Annotated in this window: 9 protein-coding genes and 2 pseudogenes; 6 read left to right on the top strand and 5 right to left on the bottom strand. The window is 50.0% G+C overall.

From position 1 onward, the window contains the following. Positions 1-131: 131 nt before the first annotated feature. Positions 132-1,511: a putrescine aminotransferase gene (gene ygjG, locus BWI95_RS06950; protein WP_156884898.1), complete on the bottom strand. Its 1,380-nt coding sequence runs from the start codon at positions 1,509-1,511 to the stop codon at positions 132-134. A 430-nt stretch (positions 1,512-1,941) separates the two neighbouring features. Here ygjG and BWI95_RS06945 point away from each other — a divergent pair, with 430 nt between their 5' ends. Further along, positions 1,942-3,462: a methyl-accepting chemotaxis protein gene (locus tag BWI95_RS06945; RefSeq protein WP_076769229.1), complete on the top strand. Its 1,521-nt coding sequence runs from the start codon at positions 1,942-1,944 to the stop codon at positions 3,460-3,462. A gap of 431 nt (positions 3,463-3,893) precedes the next feature. Then, positions 3,894-5,456 carry a methyl-accepting chemotaxis protein gene (locus BWI95_RS06940; protein WP_054803000.1) on the top strand — a complete coding sequence of 521 codons (1,563 nt, stop codon included), beginning with the start codon at positions 3,894-3,896 and terminating at the stop codon, positions 5,454-5,456. Here the strand turns inward: BWI95_RS06940 and BWI95_RS06935 are convergent. Then, positions 5,453-5,965 carry a PadR family transcriptional regulator gene (locus tag BWI95_RS06935; protein WP_054803001.1) on the bottom strand — a complete coding sequence of 171 codons (513 nt, stop codon included), beginning with the start codon at positions 5,963-5,965 and terminating at the stop codon, positions 5,453-5,455. The two genes, BWI95_RS06940 and BWI95_RS06935, sit on opposite strands and share 4 nt — an antisense overlap. A gap of 238 nt (positions 5,966-6,203) precedes the next feature. Here BWI95_RS06935 and BWI95_RS06930 point away from each other — a divergent pair, with 238 nt between their 5' ends. Continuing rightward, entirely contained in the window at positions 6,204-6,974 is a 771-nt protein-coding gene (locus BWI95_RS06930; protein WP_054803002.1) for a siderophore-interacting protein, read from the top strand. Between the two features lie 29 nt (positions 6,975-7,003). On the opposite strand, the gene BWI95_RS06925 is transcribed toward BWI95_RS06930, so the two are convergent. Then, complete coding sequence (locus tag BWI95_RS06925; RefSeq protein ID WP_054803003.1) at positions 7,004-8,173, bottom strand: coiled-coil domain-containing protein; 1,170 nt, start codon at positions 8,171-8,173, stop codon at positions 7,004-7,006. 441 nt (positions 8,174-8,614) lie between these two features. Here BWI95_RS06925 and BWI95_RS06920 point away from each other — a divergent pair, with 441 nt between their 5' ends. Further along, positions 8,615-9,166: a serine acetyltransferase gene (locus BWI95_RS06920; RefSeq protein WP_232374421.1), complete on the top strand. Its 552-nt coding sequence runs from the start codon at positions 8,615-8,617 to the stop codon at positions 9,164-9,166. A gap of 807 nt (positions 9,167-9,973) precedes the next feature. Then, positions 9,974-15,655: a DUF4011 domain-containing anti-phage protein Hhe gene (gene hhe / locus BWI95_RS06915; RefSeq protein WP_076769227.1), complete on the top strand. Its 5,682-nt coding sequence runs from the start codon at positions 9,974-9,976 to the stop codon at positions 15,653-15,655. A gap of 361 nt (positions 15,656-16,016) precedes the next feature. Here the strand turns inward: hhe and BWI95_RS06910 are convergent, their stop codons facing one another. Together BWI95_RS06910 and BWI95_RS06905 are read right to left on the bottom strand one after the other, a co-directional pair. Next, positions 16,017-17,849 (bottom strand): P-loop NTPase family protein, encoded by a 1,833-nt coding sequence (locus tag BWI95_RS06910; RefSeq protein ID WP_156884897.1) that lies wholly within the window; start codon positions 17,847-17,849, stop codon positions 16,017-16,019. After that, positions 17,815-18,234 (bottom strand): annotated as a pseudogene (locus BWI95_RS06905) (tyrosine-type recombinase/integrase); the annotation flags it as partial. The pseudogene BWI95_RS06905 and the gene BWI95_RS06910, both read right to left, overlap by 35 nt. Before the next feature lie 29 nt (positions 18,235-18,263). Between BWI95_RS06905 and BWI95_RS23520 the strand changes: the two are divergent. After that, positions 18,264-18,713 (top strand): annotated as a pseudogene (locus tag BWI95_RS23520) (hypothetical protein); the annotation flags it as partial. Between the last annotated feature and the right edge of the window lie 88 nt (positions 18,714-18,801).

The raw sequence follows: 18,801 nt of genomic DNA, 5'->3' as shown, positions 1-18,801 counted from the left end.
GGGAGCGAATGATTGTGATGGGATTCAAAAAAGTGCGGGCAGAGGACATGCCGGATGGCGGCTACGCCTTATCCGGCCTACGGTGAGTGCGGTTTGTAGGCCCGATAAGCGAAGCGCCATCGGGCAGAGTGTTACACCGGCTCTACTGAAACGCGCAGCGCGGACAACGCTTCGCCTGCGGCGCGCAGCACCTGCTCGCACTGTTCAATGGTGAGCGTCAGCGGCGGCTCAATACGAATGGTTTTCGCATTATTGAGCGTACCGGCCACCAGCACGCGCTGGCGGAACATCTGGCTGGCAAAATTGTACCCCGTCTCGTTATTCACAAACTCAAGCGCCATCAGCATGCCGCGCCCGCGCACATCCTGTACCAGATCGGGATACTCACGCGCCAGTGCCCGGAAGCCATCCAGCAGCATGTCGCCTTTCTGCTCCGCCTGCGCCGGCAGGTTCTCTTCCAGCAGCACATTAATGGTTGCCAGCGCCGCCGCACAGGCCAGCGGATTACCGCCGAAAGTAGTGGTGTGCAGGAACGGATTATCAAACAGCACCGAGAAGACCTCTTCGGTCGCGATGGTCGCGCCAATCGGCATCACGCCGCCGCCGAGAGCTTTGGCTAAACACATAATGTCCGGCTGCACGTTTTCATGCTCGCAGGCGAACATTTTGCCAGTGCGCCCCATACCGGTTTGCACTTCGTCGAAAATAAGCAGCGCGCCAAACTCATCGCACAGCTTACGCACCGCAGGCAGATAGCCCGGCGGAGGCAGGATCACGCCCCCTTCACCCTGAATCGGCTCCAGAATCACCGCCGCAACGTCATCCCCGGTTTTCTGCCCTTCGCTGAGGGCCGTGCGCATGGCATCGATATTGCCAAACGGCACATGGTGAAAGCCCGGCAGCAGCGGCATAAAGGGTTTACGGAAGGTCGACTTCGCCGTCGCCGAGAGCGAGCCAAGAGATTTACCGTGGAACGCGCCGCTGGTGGCGATAAAGGAGAATTTCCCGCGCGGAGATTGATAGGCTTTCGCCAGCTTCAGAGCCGCTTCGACGGACTCCGTGCCGCTGTTGCTAAAGAAACTGTATTTGAGTTTGCCGGGCGCGAGCGCCGCCAGCGTTTTTGCCAGCATCGCCCGTAGCGGGTCGAGAAGCTCCTGGCTATGCAGAGGTTGTTTGGCGAGTTGGTGCTGTACGGCGGAAACGACAACTGGATTACGGTGCCCCACATTGAAAATACCAAATCCACCCAGGCAATCTAAAAACTCCACTCCCTGGGTGTCGACAAGCGTATTCAGACTGCCTGCTTGCCACTCTACGGCTCCGTAATCCCCGCCGGCAGTTACAGATTTTCGATACTCTAAAAACCCCGGGTTAACATGCTCTTTAAAGTAATCCACCACCTCTCGGTTTAAAGCTTTCATCTCCTCATGATCAAGCGTTCGCTTCTCAATGAGATTCAGGGCGTGAGCGCTGCACGCTAAAGCGGATGCGCTGGAAGGTAACCTGTTCAAAATAAGCTCCAGGAGTCGCGTATCACGTGATACTGATTAAAGTATTGCAGGGATTACGCCACTTCGGCGGCGGGCAGAGAAATCGGGATAAACGCCAGGTGAAAGCCAAATCGTACAAGATTTAATCATGCCGTCTGGGCAAAAAATAGGTTACAGCATTGTTAAAAAGCGCGAGGCGAGGGGGTGAAAAGGCGCTTTGCGCCAAAAAAGTGCGTCGAATGCATGAAAATGGGGCATAACCCGTTAGCGCAACTAAGTGTTTTCAGGCTGAAACTATTAAAATCAATATCTTAACAAACCTATCAAAATCAGGGTTTTCTGCGGATTTGCGATCTAAATCAAATTTAACAACTAAAGATAAATTCATTATCGCCGAAATAACATTCGCAATAATTTTTTCACGGCAATATAACCTGCACAGGACGCAACCATGTCTTCTCCTCTTTATGTCAGCCAGCGCAACTTCCCGCTGGACGATGACACTACGCTGATGTCCACCACTGATACGCAGAGCTACATCACTCACGCTAACGATGCGTTTATTCATGCCAGCGGCTATCACCTCAATGAGTTAAGCGGCCAACCGCACAATGTTGTGCGCCATCCAGATATGCCGAAAGCGGCATTTGCCGATATGTGGTTCACCCTGAAACAGGGCGAGCCGTGGAGCGGTATTGTGAAAAACCGCCGTAAAAATGGCGATCACTACTGGGTGCGTGCCAATGCCATTCCGATGGTGCGTAACGGCGAAGTGACCGGCTATATGTCGATCCGCACCCGCGCGACGGAGCAGGAGATCGCGGCAGTTGAGCCGCTCTACAGCGCATTAAATGAAGGGCGCAGCAAAAAGCGCCTGCATAAAGGTCTTGTACTGGGTAAAGGCTTATTTGGGAACGTGGCCACGCTTCCGCTGCGCTGGCGGGCGCGCGGCGTCATGACGCTGCTGTGGGTCGCACAGCTGGCGGCGCTGTGGTTCACTGGCGCGCATCCTGTGTCGATGCTGGTCAGTACGCTGGTGACGCTGCTGGGCGCGCTGGCGTTTGAGTGGCAGATTGTTCGCCCGGTCGAGAATGTGGCAAAGCAGGCGCTAAGTGTGGCAACGGGCGATCGTAACAGCGTCGATTTCCTCAACCGCAGCGATGAAGTGGGGCTAATTCTGCGCTCGGTCGGTCAGTTGGGGCTGATGTGCCGCTGGCTGATAAACGATGTCTCTGGTCAGGTGAGCAGCGTGCTTAACGGCAGCGAAACGCTGGCGAAGGGCAACGACGACTTGAATGAGCGTACGCGCCAGACGGTGGTTAACGTGCAGCAGACCGTGGCGACAATGGGCCAGATGGCCGCGTCGGTACAGAGCAACTCGGAAACGGCGTCTGCGGCAGATAAGCTCTCCAGTTCCGCCAGCAACGCCGCCGCTCACGGCGGTAAAGCGATGGAAACGGTGGTGAAAACCATGGATGAGATTGCCGACAGCACGCAGCGTATCGGCTCCATTACTGCGCTGATTAACGATATCGCTTTCCAGACCAATATCCTGGCGCTAAACGCCGCAGTTGAAGCAGCGCGGGCAGGGGAGCAGGGCAAAGGCTTCGCGGTGGTTGCCGGGGAAGTTCGTCACCTGGCAAGCCGCAGCGCGAACGCCGCGAATGATATCCGTAAACTGATTGATGCCAGCGCCAGTAAAGTGCAGTCCGGCTCCGACCAGGTTCACGCAGCAGGCCGCACGATGGACGATATTGTGGCCCAGGTTAAAGATGTCACCGCCCTGATTGCCCAGATTAGCCAGTCCACCTCTGAGCAGGCGACGGGGCTTGCGGATCTGACGCGCGCCGTGGCGGAGCTGGATGCGATTACGCAGAAAAACGCCGGGCTGGTTGAACAGAGCGCGGAGGTGTCGTCAATGGTGAAACAGCGCGCAGGTCGGCTACAGGACGCAGTTTCCGTATTACATTAAGAGATATTTAATTAAAAAAACCGCCGCCTCTGCTGGCGGTTTTTTTATTTCTGCTAATCCATCTTCATGTTAATAATTTTTTCTAAATTGTTACTTTTTTATTAATTGATATTTTGTTAGTGCCTGGCTCAATAAATTAGTTAGCTTGAAATTTAATTTCCAATTAACTCTAGTTAACTCCCATTAATATATCCATGAAATAATAAGAAAACGAAACAAATAACGATCAATGACGCTAAATTGATAGTTCCTGGCTATCCAGTGGCCAATTAATTTAATAAAAAAACGATCAAACTCATAAAGTTAGCATTTACGTTACCGATAACGTCTGGTGGCGACAGGGTTTCCATTCGCGCCGGGGACTTAAGCGTGCCTTCTGAATTAGGGTTCAAAGCTTTTGTCAGCAAGACATTCAAATCCACGGAGAAGATATGTTTTTACATGATGTAAAAATCGGTACGAAATTATTTCTGGCATTCGGATTCTTTATTATATTGATGGTGGTGAGTTCCTGTTTCTCGCTTTTCAGCCTTAATCGTGCCAACAACGGTATGCAAGAAATTGTGCATGAGGATTATCCCACGACCGTAAAAGCAAACGAGCTGATTGATAATTTCCAGACGTTCGTCAGTACGCAACAATTAATGCTGCTGGATACGGACGGCAAATGGTCGGCTGATTCCCAGAAACAGCTGGCGGCTATTAGCTCGCGTATCTCTGCCTTACTGGCCGATCTCTCGAAAAACTTGCGCGACGAGCAGTCGCAGCAAATCCTTGCTGAGATCCGCACCGTGCGCCAACAGTACCTCGACTCCCGTTTTCGCATCCTCGATGCGGTAAAGCGCAACGATCGCCCGGCCGCCATTCAGGAGATGATGACCAATACCATCACTGTCCAGAAGGCCTATAAAGCGAAAGTGCAGGAGCTGATTGCCATCCAGGATCAGCAGATGCGTGACGCCGGTCAGCAGGTGCAGAAGGACTTTGGCTCCAACCGCCTGCTGTTGATTGCGCTGGCGGCGATCAGTATTGCCCTCGGAAGCCTGATTGGCGTGGTCATCGCGCGAATGATCACTCGTCCGCTTCGCGAAGCAGTCACTTTTGCGGAAGCGATCGCCGATGGCGACTTAACCCGCTCCATTGACTCTCGTCATCATGATGAGACCGGAACGCTGTTGCGTGCGCTGATGGAGATGAAAAATCGCCTGGTGGAGATTGTGCATCAGGTGCAAAACGGCTCTGAAAATATCTCCAGCGCGGCGGCGCAAATTGTTGCCGGTAACCAGGATCTGGCGGCGCGCACGGAAGAGCAGGCAAGTTCCGTTGAGCAGACTGCGGCATCCATGGAGCAGATCACGGCAACCGTGAAGAACACAGCCGATCACACCTCTGAAGCCACGACGCTGTCGGCCGATGCCGCGACGGTGGTGAAGAGCAATGGCGAGATGATGATGCAGGTCACCGAGAAGATGCGGGTTATCAACGACACCTCTAATCGCATGTCTGACATCATCAACCTGATTGATGCGATTGCTTTCCAGACCAATATTCTGGCGTTGAACGCCGCGGTTGAAGCGGCGCGTGCCGGTGAGCATGGCCGTGGTTTTGCCGTGGTGGCCGGTGAAGTGCGTCAACTGGCGCAGAAAAGCGCCTCGTCGGCGAATGATATTCGCCATCTGATCGAGAGCTCAGCCAGCCAGACCCGTGAAGGGATGGCGCTGGTGGAGAAAGCCAGCGCGCTGATTAACGGTATGGTGACCAACGTCGAAGAGATGGATGTGATCCTGCGTGAAATCGGCCAGGCGAGCCGCGAGCAGACCGATGGCATTTCGCAGATCAACAGCGCTATCGGCCTGATTGACTCCACCACCCAGCAGAACTCAAGCCTGGTGGAAGAGTCCGTTGCGGCAGCCGCGTCACTGAACGATCAGGCGCTGCATCTGCGCGAACTGGTGAAGGTCTTCCGCCTGCGTGAAGCGCCAATGCCAGCTTAATCCAGCTGGGATATCTCCAGCGCCGCGCGGTCGATAATGCCAATTATCTGTTTAAGCTGCGCGGCGCTAAGCGCCTGCTGATTCACGCGCAGATCGAGCACGGCTTTAAAGTTCGCCAGCGCCCGCTTCATCTGTGGATCTCTGCGTAACTGATAGCCGACATTACGCGCTTTAACCCGCTCCAGAATCTGCGTCAGCTGCTGCTGGCTCTCATCCAGCCACTGCTGGCCGTGGCGGGTTATCGCAATCACCCTGCGCCCACTCTCCTCATCGCTGATAGTAATCAACTGCTGATCGCGCAACAGATCGAGAGTCGGGTAGATCACGCCGGGGCTGGGGGTGTAGTTTCCCTCGGTCAGTGTTTCAATAGCTTTGATAAGTTCATAGCCGTGGCTGTCGCTGTCGCGCAGCAGATGCAGCAGCACCAGGCGTAACTCCCCGTGGCCAAAAAAGCGCTGCCGACGGCCGCCGTGGTGTTCGTTATCGTGACTGTCGTGTGAATGGCGCATCCTACTCTCCGTTTTAATTCGATATATCTAATCTATATCTAAACTCTGTCTGGTAACAGGCTGGTTTAATGATTTATTTATATCTTGTTGATAATAATGATTTTAAATAGTGATTTTGTCAGCGCGTGCTCTTAGCTGTTGCTATATCTTAAAAAAATCTTGCCTTCCCCATAAACAACAATCATTATCATTTGCACAAAATTTAGATATATCTATTTCACATTCAGTAGGGCCGATTATGACCACAACTTCTTCACGTTATCCGCAGCGCGTGCGCAATGAGCTGCGTTTTCGCCAGTTAACCGTTTTGCGCGTTGAGCGGGCAAGCGAGGGCTTCCAGCGCATTGTGCTTGGCGGCGAGCAGCTCGATGGCTTTAGCTCACGCGGTTTCGATGACCACACCAAAGTTTTCTTCCCGCAGGAGGGCGCTCCTTTCGTTCCGCCAGAGGTAACGGATGAGGGCATTAACTGGGGCGATGGGCCGCGTCCGCTGTCGCGCGACTATACGCCGCTCTTTGATGCCAGCCGCAATGAATTGACTCTCGATTTTTACATTCACGACGGCGGGGTAGCGAGCGCATGGGCACTCAACGCGCAAGCCGGAGATCTGCTGACTATCGGCGGGCCGCGCGGTTCGCTGGTGGTGCCGGAAGATTACGCCTGGCAACTCTACGTGTGCGATGAGTCCGGTATGCCGGCATTGCGCCGTCGGCTGGAGGCGATAAGCCAGCTTGCGCGGCGTCCGCAGGTGAAGGCGCTGGTAACCATCGACAATGCCGCTTATCAGGATTACCTCGCGCATCTGGAGGGCTTTGATATTGAGTATGTGATTGGGCATCAACCGCAGAAGGTGGCGGAAAAGCTGGCGGCGCTAACTGTACCAGGTGAGGACTATTTTATCTGGCTGACCGGGGAGGGGGAGGTGGTGAAATCGCTGAAGGCGCGGTTTGAAACGGACGCTATCGATCAGCAGTGCGTTCGCGCGCAGGCTTACTGGCATAAAAAGTAATTGCGGCCCGGCAGAGCGCCGGGCACATATCAGGCAACTTCGTCGTATTCGGCTTCGTTAACCTGCTGCTCAAGGGATTCACGGATCTCAGCCAGCGCTTTCTCCTGCTGGCGGAAATAGGTTTCCCGATCGCCAAGGGAAGAGACCAACTGCCAGGTCTCCTCTTTATCCAGCGTCATTAACTCTTCAATCAGCGTGGCGATGTGCTGCTTCACTTCCACAATGCGCTGACGCAGACGCTGGACGTCGTTCAGCCTGTCGCTGGCCATTAGCGGCTCCAGCCCTTTTTGCAGGCGGCTGAGCATGGATCGAATCGCGCTCAGATCGCCGCGTTGACGGGCCTGATTGAGCTGCACCATCATGCTATTGGCATCGTTTTTCATCTCGCTGTCGACCAGATCGGGGTGACAGAGTTTACTCGCCTGTCGCCAGAGACGCTTCAGCTCATGGCGCTCCTCTTCCGACATCTTCTGCTCGAAGCTGAAGCGTTTTTCCGCATCGTGCTGCTGCTCTTGATAGCTTTCGTACTCCTGACGCGCTTCGTCGCGCGCCTGGCGCGTCGGCTCCTCTTCACGCGTCAGACCGCGCTCCAGCTCCTGCGCCTCTGCCAGCAGGGAGGCGATCAGCTCGCTTTGCTGCTGGAGATGTTTACGCGCTTCAGCCGCCTGCATCGAGTGCGGCGGCATGCTCTGCCAGCGCTGCGTGAGCGTCACCAGCACATTCACCGCCTGCGAGAGGTATTTCTGGCAACGCAGATAATCAGCCTCGCGTCGACGTGCTTCCGCTTCCTGGCGACGCACTGCGGCTTCAGCCAGCATTTTACGCAGGCGCAGGATCTGCGACATCAGCGGCCCAAGGCGGGTTAAGTAGAGATCGTTAAATTCATCCAGCTGCTGAATGCGCGCATTGCGCTTATCGATAAGCTCGCGGAGCTGCTCCTCCAGCGCTTTGAGTTCCAGCTTGCTGGCAGAAACCTGCGGATCTTGCCAACTGACGACCGAGCGCTGGCTCTGTAGCCACACCGTAATGGCGCGCATCGCATCGCTGTAGTTCTTCTCTTCGAGCGCGTGAACAATAAACGCTAACTCCGGGTCGGTCACTTCCGTTTTCAGCAAAGGAAGCTGGCTGAGGATGATGCTGTCATCCTCCAGTTCAATGGCGTATTTGATGATTTCAAGCCGTTTTATTGGTTTGTTCATGGCGTTTCGTCAAAGCGCTTAATGAGTCTGTTAAGGGGAGTCGTTATTCATCAAATCTGGACCACGAAGGCGAAAGTCGCAATAGCCCGGCCTCATATTACATGGGCACATTTCAATGCGTTAGTCTTTCTATGAAAATTGCGCTTATGGCATTTTAATTGCGCGATAAGCGGCTAAAAATGGGAAGTCAGGCGGGGGTAGAGATGCGCTGACGGGGAGGAATGACCTCACAGCGGCAGGATACCAAAAAGCGGCATACAGAGGATGTGCCGAACAGCGCTTTGTCGGTAATTGTTTCAAATGTTATGATTGTGAGGAAATTATGAATCCCCCGTTAGCGCTCGCGAGAGGGGCAGGAGAATCACTATCAAACTGTTAACATGCCTCTTTTTTATTTTCTCGTCTAAAGCACACGATCTGCGCGAGTTCTGGCGTATTGAGGTGATTCGCAAAGATAAATTCTCGTTTCGCCGCCTTCTTAGAGAGAAAAAGAACCGCCGCAGGAATTTTTTATTCTGGTGGCGCCTCGCCAGTGAAATGAATGAGCATGGCAACAAGCGCCAAAAGCGGGTAGCTGAATCACTCTCCAATATGATTAAAAGCAAATTCGCAGCGGATATCGATCTGGAGGCCAGAATAGGGCCCGGACTGCATATACCGCACCATACCGGCGTCGTTATCACCTACAGCGCCCGTATTGGCGCTAACTTCACTATCCGGCAAAACACCACCATTGGCGTTGTCCAGGGAATGACGGATAACGACTTTATTCGCATCGGTGATAACGTCGATATCGGCGCAAATTCATGCCTGGTGGGCTCAATCACGATTGGCGATAACGTGGTGATTGGCGCCATGTCGTTTGTGAATAAAGATATTCCATCGGACACGATTTTTATTACCCGCAAGCAATCGGTGATGACCCCGCGTGGGAATGATTTCGTCCCGATGCTGCCGCGAACCAGCCATAAGAGACAAGCCAGATCTGAGTAAAAGGCGATCACAGCTTAAAGAAGAGATTATCAGCCGCGGTATTCGCTCAATCTCAATACCGCCTCCTGGATATGGCCCTGGCGGGTTAGAGTGGAAGGTTGTTGAACCGATGAGGACTAAAACGCCGGGCGAAACCATCTATATGGCCTGAATCCCCACCCTGACTTCCGCTTTGTTCTGTGCTCTGCCAAAAGAGTAGGATCCATTTAACGTGCTCGCCTGAGCAACGACAATCGTGCGCTTCACGTAACGAAGAATATATGTCTCATTGCTTTGTAGCTTTATCTTTTGATTTAGCAGCGGCCTATTATTCCCCTCGGACTTAATTATCGTATTGAGAATAGAGCTAAGTATGATTTTAGATGAATGCCATTGAGGTTTTTCACATCAGACATATCTCTTTCGAAGCAGAAGATAAGCGCTATTGTGGTTATTTTTTGCTCAGCCTCATGCCTGGTTAATATCTCTAATTCACTCAAACAGCTTTGTTATATGTTTTATATGATTAAGTTAAATCTGAAGCCTGTGCTCTTTGTTAGCCCTTTATTGTTAAGGATTTTCTTGTATTCAGCGTCGCCCAAGGTATGATTTTGCTATCCCGACGCTTACCGGATGGGGCTTTCTGCTTGAATCAGCCTTTTCGCGGTGAGGTCTCTTTTTGAATTTAGCATCGTCAGTAATAAACATGGCTTGCTGATACATACAGAACGATCGCAAGCGACATAACTTTTATTCCTGTCAGGTGTTGGAACCAGAAGTTTTGGTAAGTTCTGGTTATCCTTTTGCTGATGATCTACAGGGTTTGATATGGCGGAATACTCTTCTTCACTCGATGGTGAATCCAAAGAATATATTCTCAAGTCGCTTGAGGATATGCGGCGCAAATTGTTGGATTTGACCTCGCGAAACAGGTTATTAAATTTTCCAATTAATCAAAAACACTCTTCGCTGCGTATCATCAACGCGCTACCCGATCAGCTTTTTCAAACCCTCAAATCAGAACAGGTTATGCAGTTTGCTCCTGTTCCGGATCCAACCAAAGCGCAGTTACAGCAGTTTGGTTATCTGGATAAAAACGTGCCTTCAGCCGAGGAAAAAGCGACAAAACCTATGCCCGATGCGAAAACGTGGGCGGGTAAGCTGGGCATTAATACCGACTATGAATTACCGAGCGGCGCGCAGAGTGCTATTTCCCCGGAAGATTATGAACTGGTGGTTAAAGCGCGCGATCTTATTCTCATCCACTTGAAGGAAAACGGCGGCTCTTTGGCCGGCGTCAGTAATACGGAGGCTAAATCCGGCCTTCCTGCTGAGCGTCTGGATTCCCTACTTATCCAGCTTGGCTACAAAGATATTGGTGAGTTTGAGCGCGATACGAAAGCGGGCAAGCCGTTGCGTAAGCCATTAGTGCAGGAGACTGAAGCGAATAATGAAATACAGACGCTTTATTACCCGGCCGATCTGGAGGCCGTACTGCGCTCTATCCACGGTAAAGCACAGGTAGCGATTGAAGAGACCGGTGCGGGTATTCTCTATTTGTCCCTTGGCTTTCTTGAATGGTATGAAAGTGATGATTCAGATAAGCCCCGCCTTGCTCCGCTCTTTACCGTTCCCGTAACGCTGGAAAAAGGTAAACTCGATCCACAAGCGGGCCTCTATCGCTACCACCTGCGTTATACCGGGGAAGATATTATCCCTAACCTGTCGTTGCAGGAGAAATTGCAGGCTGATTTTGGTTTTGCACTACCTGGGCTGGATGAGGAGACGTTACCGGAAACCTATTTCCAGCAAATAGAGGCGATTACCGAAACGAACAAGCCGCGCTGGAAAGTGCGCCGCTATGGGGCATTGAGCTTATTAAACTTCAGCAAGATGCTGATGTATCTCGATCTTGATCCAGAGCGCTGGCCACAGGGCGGTAAAAACTTACTGAATCATGAGGTGATCAAACGTCTTTTTACTTCGCAGACGGGAGAACATTCCGGTTCAGAAAGTTTATCCAGCGAATATCACATTGATACTCTCGATAATATTCATCAACAATTTCCGCTTATTTTTGATGCGGATAGCTCACAACATAGCGCACTGATTGATGCGGTAAATGGCGAGAATCTGGTTATCGAAGGCCCTCCAGGCACGGGCAAATCACAAACCATTACCAACCTGATTGCCGCGGCAATGCTGAATGGCAAGAAGGTGCTTTTTGTTGCGGAAAAGCTTGCGGCATTAGAGGTTGTTAAACACCGACTCGATAAAGCAGGGCTGGGTGATTTTTGCCTTGAGCTGCACAGCCATAAATCGCACAAGCGTAAGGTGTTAGAAGACATCCAAAAACGGCTGCATAACCCGGCATTGCAAAAAATGCCGGCGCAAATTGATGCCGAGATCTCTCGCTATGAAGATTTAAAGAATCAGTTAAACAGCTACGCTCAGGAAATTAATGAGAGCTGGAAGCTTACCGGGCTGACTATTCACCAAATTTTGACCGGCGCGACGCGTTATCGACGCGAGCTGGGCATCGATCCCACACTGCTACATATAGAAAACCTGTCCGGTCAAAAACTGGATCGCGTGGCGCAGTTAAGGCTACGTGACCAGATCAAAGAGTTTAAAGACGTTGTCGTGGAGTTTCGTCAGCAGGTCGGTCAGCAAGCGGAGCTGTGGGAGCACCCCTGGTATGGCGTTAACAACACTGATATCCAGCTTTTCGACAGTGAAAGAGTTGTTTCACTGCTTAAGGAGTGGAATGAGGCGCTAATTGCCTGGCAGCAGGCACTTGCAGGTTTTCTCGCCAGGTATTCGATTACTGCTTCGCATTGTGACGAATTAAGCTGGCAAACGCAGCTGGTAGCGCTGTGCGACCAACTTCCGGAACTTCCTGCAGAAGCCGATTTCCAGGCTTATACCCGGCTTGATAGCAACAACATTGAGAGTCTGAAAAGCTGGTTAAATGATTTCAGTGCCGTTCAGGCGGATTACCATCAGGTAGCAGGCGATTTAATGCCTGAAAAACTGCGTTTCCTCGAAGAGGGAAATCCAGTCCCGGACTTTCCGGATATCACCAAAATCTTTGGTCTGGATGGGGCAACAACGCTTGCGGATGTGGTTCTCCTGATTCGTGGTTTAGCGCAACTGCAAACTGCCTTTGCTGCTGACAAAGAGCATCTCGCCCCATTACTGGAATCGTTGCCCTCTGCTGTTGCTGATAGATTCTCAATAACGCCTGCGGGCCTGCAGCAAATAGCCACGTTCATTCATGTCGCCTCCAAATTGCCGAGCGAACTGGTGAGATACAGACATGACAGGTTTGATGATGAAGATATCGAGCCACACATTGAAGATCTCAATCAGCGGCTGGTCTCGTTGCATGCACTGCGCGACCAGCTCAAGGCGCGCTTTACGCTGAATAAAGTGGCAGATGGTGAGCAGCTAAAAACGATCGAAAACATCCTGCACAACTCGGGCCTGTTTAGCTGGTTAAGCGGCTCATGGCGCGAAGCGAAAAATACGCTGATCGGTTTATCCAGCGAGCCTAATGCAAAATGGAAAACGCTGTATGACGAATTGCCGGTCCTCCGCCAGTATGTGCAGGAACGCGATGAGTTTGAGGCGCGCAATTTTGAGCAGATCTTCGGCGAGCTCTATCGAGGGCTGGAGACCGATCCGAGCCAGCTCCGGCAGATTCGGGAGTGGTACAGCGGAGTGCGCAGCGTCTGGGGGATCGGCTTCGGTGCTAATGTTGCCATTGGTGGCGCTCTATTGACGCTGGATAGCCAGATACTAAAAGGAATACAGCAACTTAAGCAGCAGGGTGTCGATGCGCAGATTTCTCAACATCTTGATAAGTTAAAAAGCTACGAGGAAACCTTCGCTTCAGCACACTTTGACTCTGAAGGTGAGCAAAGCCTTGCGGGCGAAAAGAGTATCTTACTGCCGCTTATTGAGAAACTGACCGCTGCACTGACGCCCATTCAGCAGTGGTTCAGCACTGAGCAGCTTGCGCTGAATACGGTAAATGAAAAGATAACCGTGTTGCGTCAGATACATAACAGACAGGCTTGCTTATCTGTTGATCGGTTGCCCGGCACCATTTTTTCAGCGGCGGATTCACTCCTGTTTGGCGCAGATAAAGATAATGCGCACACGCTCAAGGTCATGGGCAATACCCTTACTTTTGCAGAACAGATGGGGGAAAACGTTCAGGATGCTGATTTGGTTGCGGCCATCCAACGGTTACCCGGCGCAGATGAGTACCGCGAACTGCAACACTCTCTTCGTGCTCTTCAGCAGAAGTGGCAGCTGCAAACTGACCGTCAGAGTCACTTTGCGCAGGAAACGCAGCTTAATAGCGAGCAGTGGCATCAACGGTGTGAAAATCGTCTCTCTGCATTAATCGCCTGCAACGAAGAGGCGATCGCTAAGCCCCGCTGGCTGAATGGCTGGCTTAACTTCATTCGTATCTCTCAGGATATTGAAAATAGCGGGCTGCAGCGTATTCGTGACGCAATCATGAGCCATACGCTGACTATTGAGGATATCGATACCGGCCTGGAAGTCGCTATTTTCGATCAGCTCGCCCGCGAAATCGCGACTGAACGTCCGCATCTCCTCCGGGTGTCTGGTAATAGCCGCAGCGCGATGCAAAAAACGTTTCGTGACTATGACCGGGCGCTACAGCGCTTGCAGCGTGAGCGCATCGCGGCGGTTATTGCGAGCAATCCCGTTCCCCCCGGCGCGTCAGGAGGACGAAAAGCCGACTATACCGAAATGGCGCTTATCCTGAATGAGACGGGTAAGAAGATGCGTCATATTCCGATTCGCCAACTGATTAATCGCGCCGGCCGTGCTCTGCTTCAGCTGAAGCCTTGCTTTATGATGGGGCCAATGTCGGCGGCTAATTATCTTCAGCCAGGCGATATCGAGTTTGATCTTGTGGTGATGGATGAAGCCTCACAGGTTAAGCCGGAAGATGCGTTGGGTGTTATCGCGCGCGGTAAGCAAATTATCGTGGTGGGTGACCCGAAACAGCTGCCGCCAACGAGCTTCTTTGATCGCGCGGGCATTGATGATGACGATGATGACACGGCCGCGGTCAGCCAAACGGACAGTATTCTGGATGCCTCGTTACCTCTGTTCAAAATGCGCCGTTTGAGATGGCACTATCGCTCTCAACATGAGAGCCTGATTGCTTACTCTAATCGCCATTTTTATAACAGCGATTTGGTGGTTTTCCCTTCCCCGAACGCTCATGCCCCGGAGTATGGCGTTAAGTTCAGCTTCGTTAAAAATGGTCGCTTCATTAACCAGCACAATATTGAAGAAGCGCGCGTTATCGCCAGGGCTGTGGCTTTACATGCGACCAATTCGCCTGACGAATCCTTAGGCATCGTGGCGATGAACTCAAAGCAGCGTGAACAGATTGAACGGTCGATTGATGAAATATGCCGTGAAGATACGCAAGCTGAGGCCGCGATTGATCGGTTAAGAATGAAAAGCGATGCGCTGTTTATTAAAAACCTAGAGAACGTTCAGGGTGATGAACGCGACGTTATTTTCATCTCCTTCACTTATGGGCCGGGCGAGGTCGATGGCAAAGTGTACCAACGCTTTGGCCCGATCAACTCCGATGTTGGCTGGCGTCGCCTGAACGTACTCTTCACGCGTTCTAAAAAGCGGATGCATGTGTTCAGCTCAATGCGCTCGGAGGATATCCAGGTAACAGAGACATCTAAGCGCGGTGTGCAGGCGCTGCGTGGCTTTCTGCACTTTGCAGAAAAAGGCAATATGGACGGGCTTGCACACCACACGGGTAAAGCGCCGGACAGTGATTTCGAAGTCTCTGTTATTACAGCGCTGGAGAATGCTGGTTTCCGCTGTGAACCCCAGGTTGGCGTAGCCGGATTCTTTATTGATATTGCGGTGCGCGATCCCGGTAAGCAGGGGCGCTATTTGATGGGTATTGAGTGTGATGGTGCGACCTATCACTCTGCTAAGTCAGCTCGCGACAGAGATCGCCTGCGTCAGGACGTGCTGGAGGGCTTAGGGTGGAGAATTCGTCGTATCTGGTCCACAGACTGGTTCTGCAATCCTGATGAGATCCTCGAGCCCATCGTTCGCGAGTTAAATCGGTTAAAAACCACGGTTGCGGAAGAGGAGTACTCTGAAGAGCACGCTATCGCACAGCTGGTTGTTGAAGGGCAAACCGCAAGTAACAATATTGCGGATTTTAGCGACCATAGTGAGCCACTCAGATTACGTCTTGAAAGATTTGCCCGCGAGGTCATTGATGTTGAGTGTCCCTATATTGCCGATGAGAGCAAGTTGCTGCGTCCTGCAATGATTGAAGCATTGGTCGAGCATCAACCGCTTTCTCGCTCTGAGTTTGTTGAACGTATTCCGAAATACCTGCGTGAGGCAACGGAAAGCAAGATGAGTAAAACCTATCTGGACAGGGTGCTGGCGATTATCGATGGAGATGAATTCGCTTAAGCGGGTTTTTCAGTACACAACTCATCATCGATATCAGGGGGTTACGTGCTAACGTGACCCCCTTTTGCTTTGTAAAAGAAAGACAGAGTAAGACGCTGGGCTATGAAAAGGAATTCTCAAAACATCATGCGACACTTTTGCGACAGTCGGTAAACAAGAAACAAAAAAGCCACTCTGTCGAGTGGCTTAATTATATGATTTTAATGCTAAAATTTGGTGGCCCCTGTTGGGTTTGAACCAACGACCAAGCGATTATGAGAACCATAACCGATACTTGAAAATCAACCACTTACTTGAAAATCAGCAAGTTATAAAACCAATATCCCCTAATAAAGGCCAGTACTCTTAAGTTGTTGCGACACTATATCTGGCTTAGTGCGCGTGTTGGAAATAGCCTTTCTATTCTAATTCTTTCAAAACCTTTCATCTTCATGGCCTCAAGTTTAAGTGTTACACCTACCGCATATAACCACTCCTTCTCATTAACTAAATTAGACATCCCCCCCCTCGTATATCGGTTTATAAGTATATTTCTGACCTTATCCCATTCCTCATAAGGGCGGCATAACCATGATAGAACAAAATCATCGGGAGGAATTATCGTAAGGACGTCAATGCCTGAGTATTTACCCCATGTTGAACCATCACCAATTAGAAGTTGGTTGAATTTATGAAGATCATTATCTAAAGCATACATTATCTCTTTGGCAAATTGAGGATAGTTGTTGCGCAATGCTTCTTTTTGTTTTTGACCAAGGTATAATCTAACTTCATTAATGAATCTCTTATACTGCTCATCTAGCCAAAAACTATGCCCATGGGCACCAGAATCGGAATGAATGCTATAAAAATTTCCTATGTTATTTTCATAGTTCAAATTATTGGTAGTCACAAGATCATCTATATATGCTTTGCATTCATTTACTACTTCTTCGAAGCATTCATCAATCACATTAATAGACGACATTAAAAACATTAAATGAAACATATGTAGCATCGTTCCAAGGTCAGTTATTTCTCTATTTTCAAATTGACTAAGTAATTCACCGACAGCACTATCAACAATATTATCATCAGTGTAGTCAAAACTTTGGATTTTTACCCACGCTGGAATTTCTTTTTTTGCTTCCACTCTAAAGTATCTTGACTGTTGAATTCTGTCTCTTATTCTATTTTTGGGGTATATGCCGTCAATAAGCATTGAATACATAAGTTCATTATCAAATATACCATCATGAAAAATCTCTTGGGAAAATTTATTAAAAAGAGTTAATAACCTTTTTTCCTTAAGTTCTTGCTCTTGCTCTTCCCCTTGGTTTTTATTTTCTTCGCCACCTTTTGATGTTGGTAAGGAATAAGATATAGATGTAAACTCTGCGTCGAGATTTTTTATCTCATCTGCAAAAATCATACCTGTCCTACATGCTGTATTCATTATAGAGAATGTATTAAAAACCTCATTCATAGCATCATGGTTGTGTAATTGACTATAGGGAAGTGTTGCTACTAGTCTTTCGCAGTCTTTAATCACATACCTAAAAATGCGCAATGACTGACATTGAGTGTTCTTGAATGCGTTAATTATTATTTTTTTTAGATGGTCTAGATGTTTTAATTTATAGGTTTCGTTAAAAAATGAATCTGCGGCATCATCTATTTGGGGTTTAATTTTTACTGTGTGACCAATTATTTTTTCTTTAGTTTCTAAAAACTCTGATTCTATCTCTGAGTCATGCGCTATAACTAATACACGACATTTGTGATGTTCTACATATTTATTAATTGCGCCAAGGATGTCTTTTAATTTTATTGAACATCTTTCAAGGTCGTCAAAAACTATTATTTTTGTATTGTCTACAACTTCTTTTATGAAGGCATCAGCAAGGCTACTAATGATCGTTCCTGCGGCAAGGGTAAATCCATTCAATTCTGCCGCTGACTCTTTAGCAGCATTCACGGTTCTCTTTAAAGCATTCCTTTTGGGGTACATTGCAGCAAATACATTTGCATATATTTCGCTTGTTGAGTTTAAACCGAACAAACTAATATAACATACTTGATCCATTGGCAATGCATTCATAACTTGGTAAGTTTTACCTATTCCCCAGTCACCAGTGATTAGAACAGCATATCTCGGTTCGTTTTGTTTGATATAATAATCAAGGTATTGTTGAAAACTTATATCGTTCATCATTAACGTCCTTCTTCACTGAATCGGATAATGGATTGAATGTTACAGCTTCAATTAAATGAGATGGCGCAAAATGAGCATATCTCATTGTCACTTTTATATCAGTATGACCTAAGATTCTTTGAGTGACTAGTATATTGCCTCCATTCATCGTGAAGTGGCTTGCAAAAATGTGACGTAATACATGAGTTAACTGGCCCAGAGGTAACTCAATATTCGCTCTCTCAAGTGCATTCCTAAAAGCATAATAACAAGGCGTAAACAAGACACCATTCTTACTGGGAATATTTGCCATCGAACTCTTATCGATTGGGATAGTGCGATTCCGTTTGCCTATGGTTTTTATAAAGGTGATTTTCCCGGAACTTATTTGGCTAAGTTTCATTTTTCAACCTCCCCACAGCGAGCATTAGGGTGCCGCGCGAAAAAGCCAGCGGCGCGCCCCTGCAAAAAACACCGTCACAGCGGCAGATTGAAAGTGATTACCCGGAGCTGGCCAGCGGTATCCACCTACCAAAATTTGCGCGGGGGATGGCCGTGAGTGAACCGGCCAGCAGTGATAAGTTTGCTGGTCCATTCTTGCCACGTTATGCCGTCAATGTGCAACTGCTTAACGCAGACGGCAGGCCCGACAGCGGTACGTCGGTTTATTCTGCCGTGCTGCTGCCCGAGCCAATGGCCGGGAATGATTCGGGCATGTTCCCGTTTCCGCTCGAAGGGACACTGGTAGAGGTGGCCTTCACCGGCGGCAGGCCGGATAAGTCCTTTGTGCGCCAGACCGTGCCGGAGGGCACAAGCCTGCCGGACGTGAAGCCGGACGAGCAGCTGCAACAGCAGCGCGCCGAGGTATCGCAGCGGGTGACCCGGCACTGGTGCACCAGCCAGTGCGAGCGCTTTTACGCAGGTGGCTGCCAGGGCGGGGCAGACCCGCAGCAAATACCAGAAGACAATCGCC

This window comes from Kosakonia cowanii JCM 10956 = DSM 18146 (genome assembly GCF_001975225.1).
Taxonomy (GTDB): Bacteria; Pseudomonadota; Gammaproteobacteria; order Enterobacterales; family Enterobacteriaceae; genus Kosakonia; species Kosakonia cowanii.
The sequence above is the reverse complement of the archived record's forward strand: the minus strand, read 5'-3'. Positions and strand labels throughout refer to the sequence as shown.

Bases quoted from the DNA above. Each gene is read 5' to 3' on its own strand.
- BWI95_RS06945 (WP_076769229.1), top strand. From the start codon at position 1,942: ATGTCTTCTCCTCTTTATGTCAGCCAGCGCAACTTCCCGCTGGACGAT.
- BWI95_RS06940 (WP_054803000.1), top strand. From the start codon at position 3,894: ATGTTTTTACATGATGTAAAAATCGGTACGAAATTATTTCTGGCATTC.
- BWI95_RS06935 (WP_054803001.1), bottom strand. From the start codon at position 5,965: ATGCGCCATTCACACGACAGTCACGATAACGAACACCACGGCGGCCGT.
- BWI95_RS06930 (WP_054803002.1), top strand. From the start codon at position 6,204: ATGACCACAACTTCTTCACGTTATCCGCAGCGCGTGCGCAATGAGCTG.
- BWI95_RS06925 (WP_054803003.1), bottom strand. From the start codon at position 8,173: ATGAACAAACCAATAAAACGGCTTGAAATCATCAAATACGCCATTGAA.
- hhe (WP_076769227.1), top strand. From the start codon at position 9,974: ATGGCGGAATACTCTTCTTCACTCGATGGTGAATCCAAAGAATATATT.
- BWI95_RS06910 (WP_156884897.1), bottom strand. From the start codon at position 17,849: ATGATGAACGATATAAGTTTTCAACAATACCTTGATTATTATATCAAA.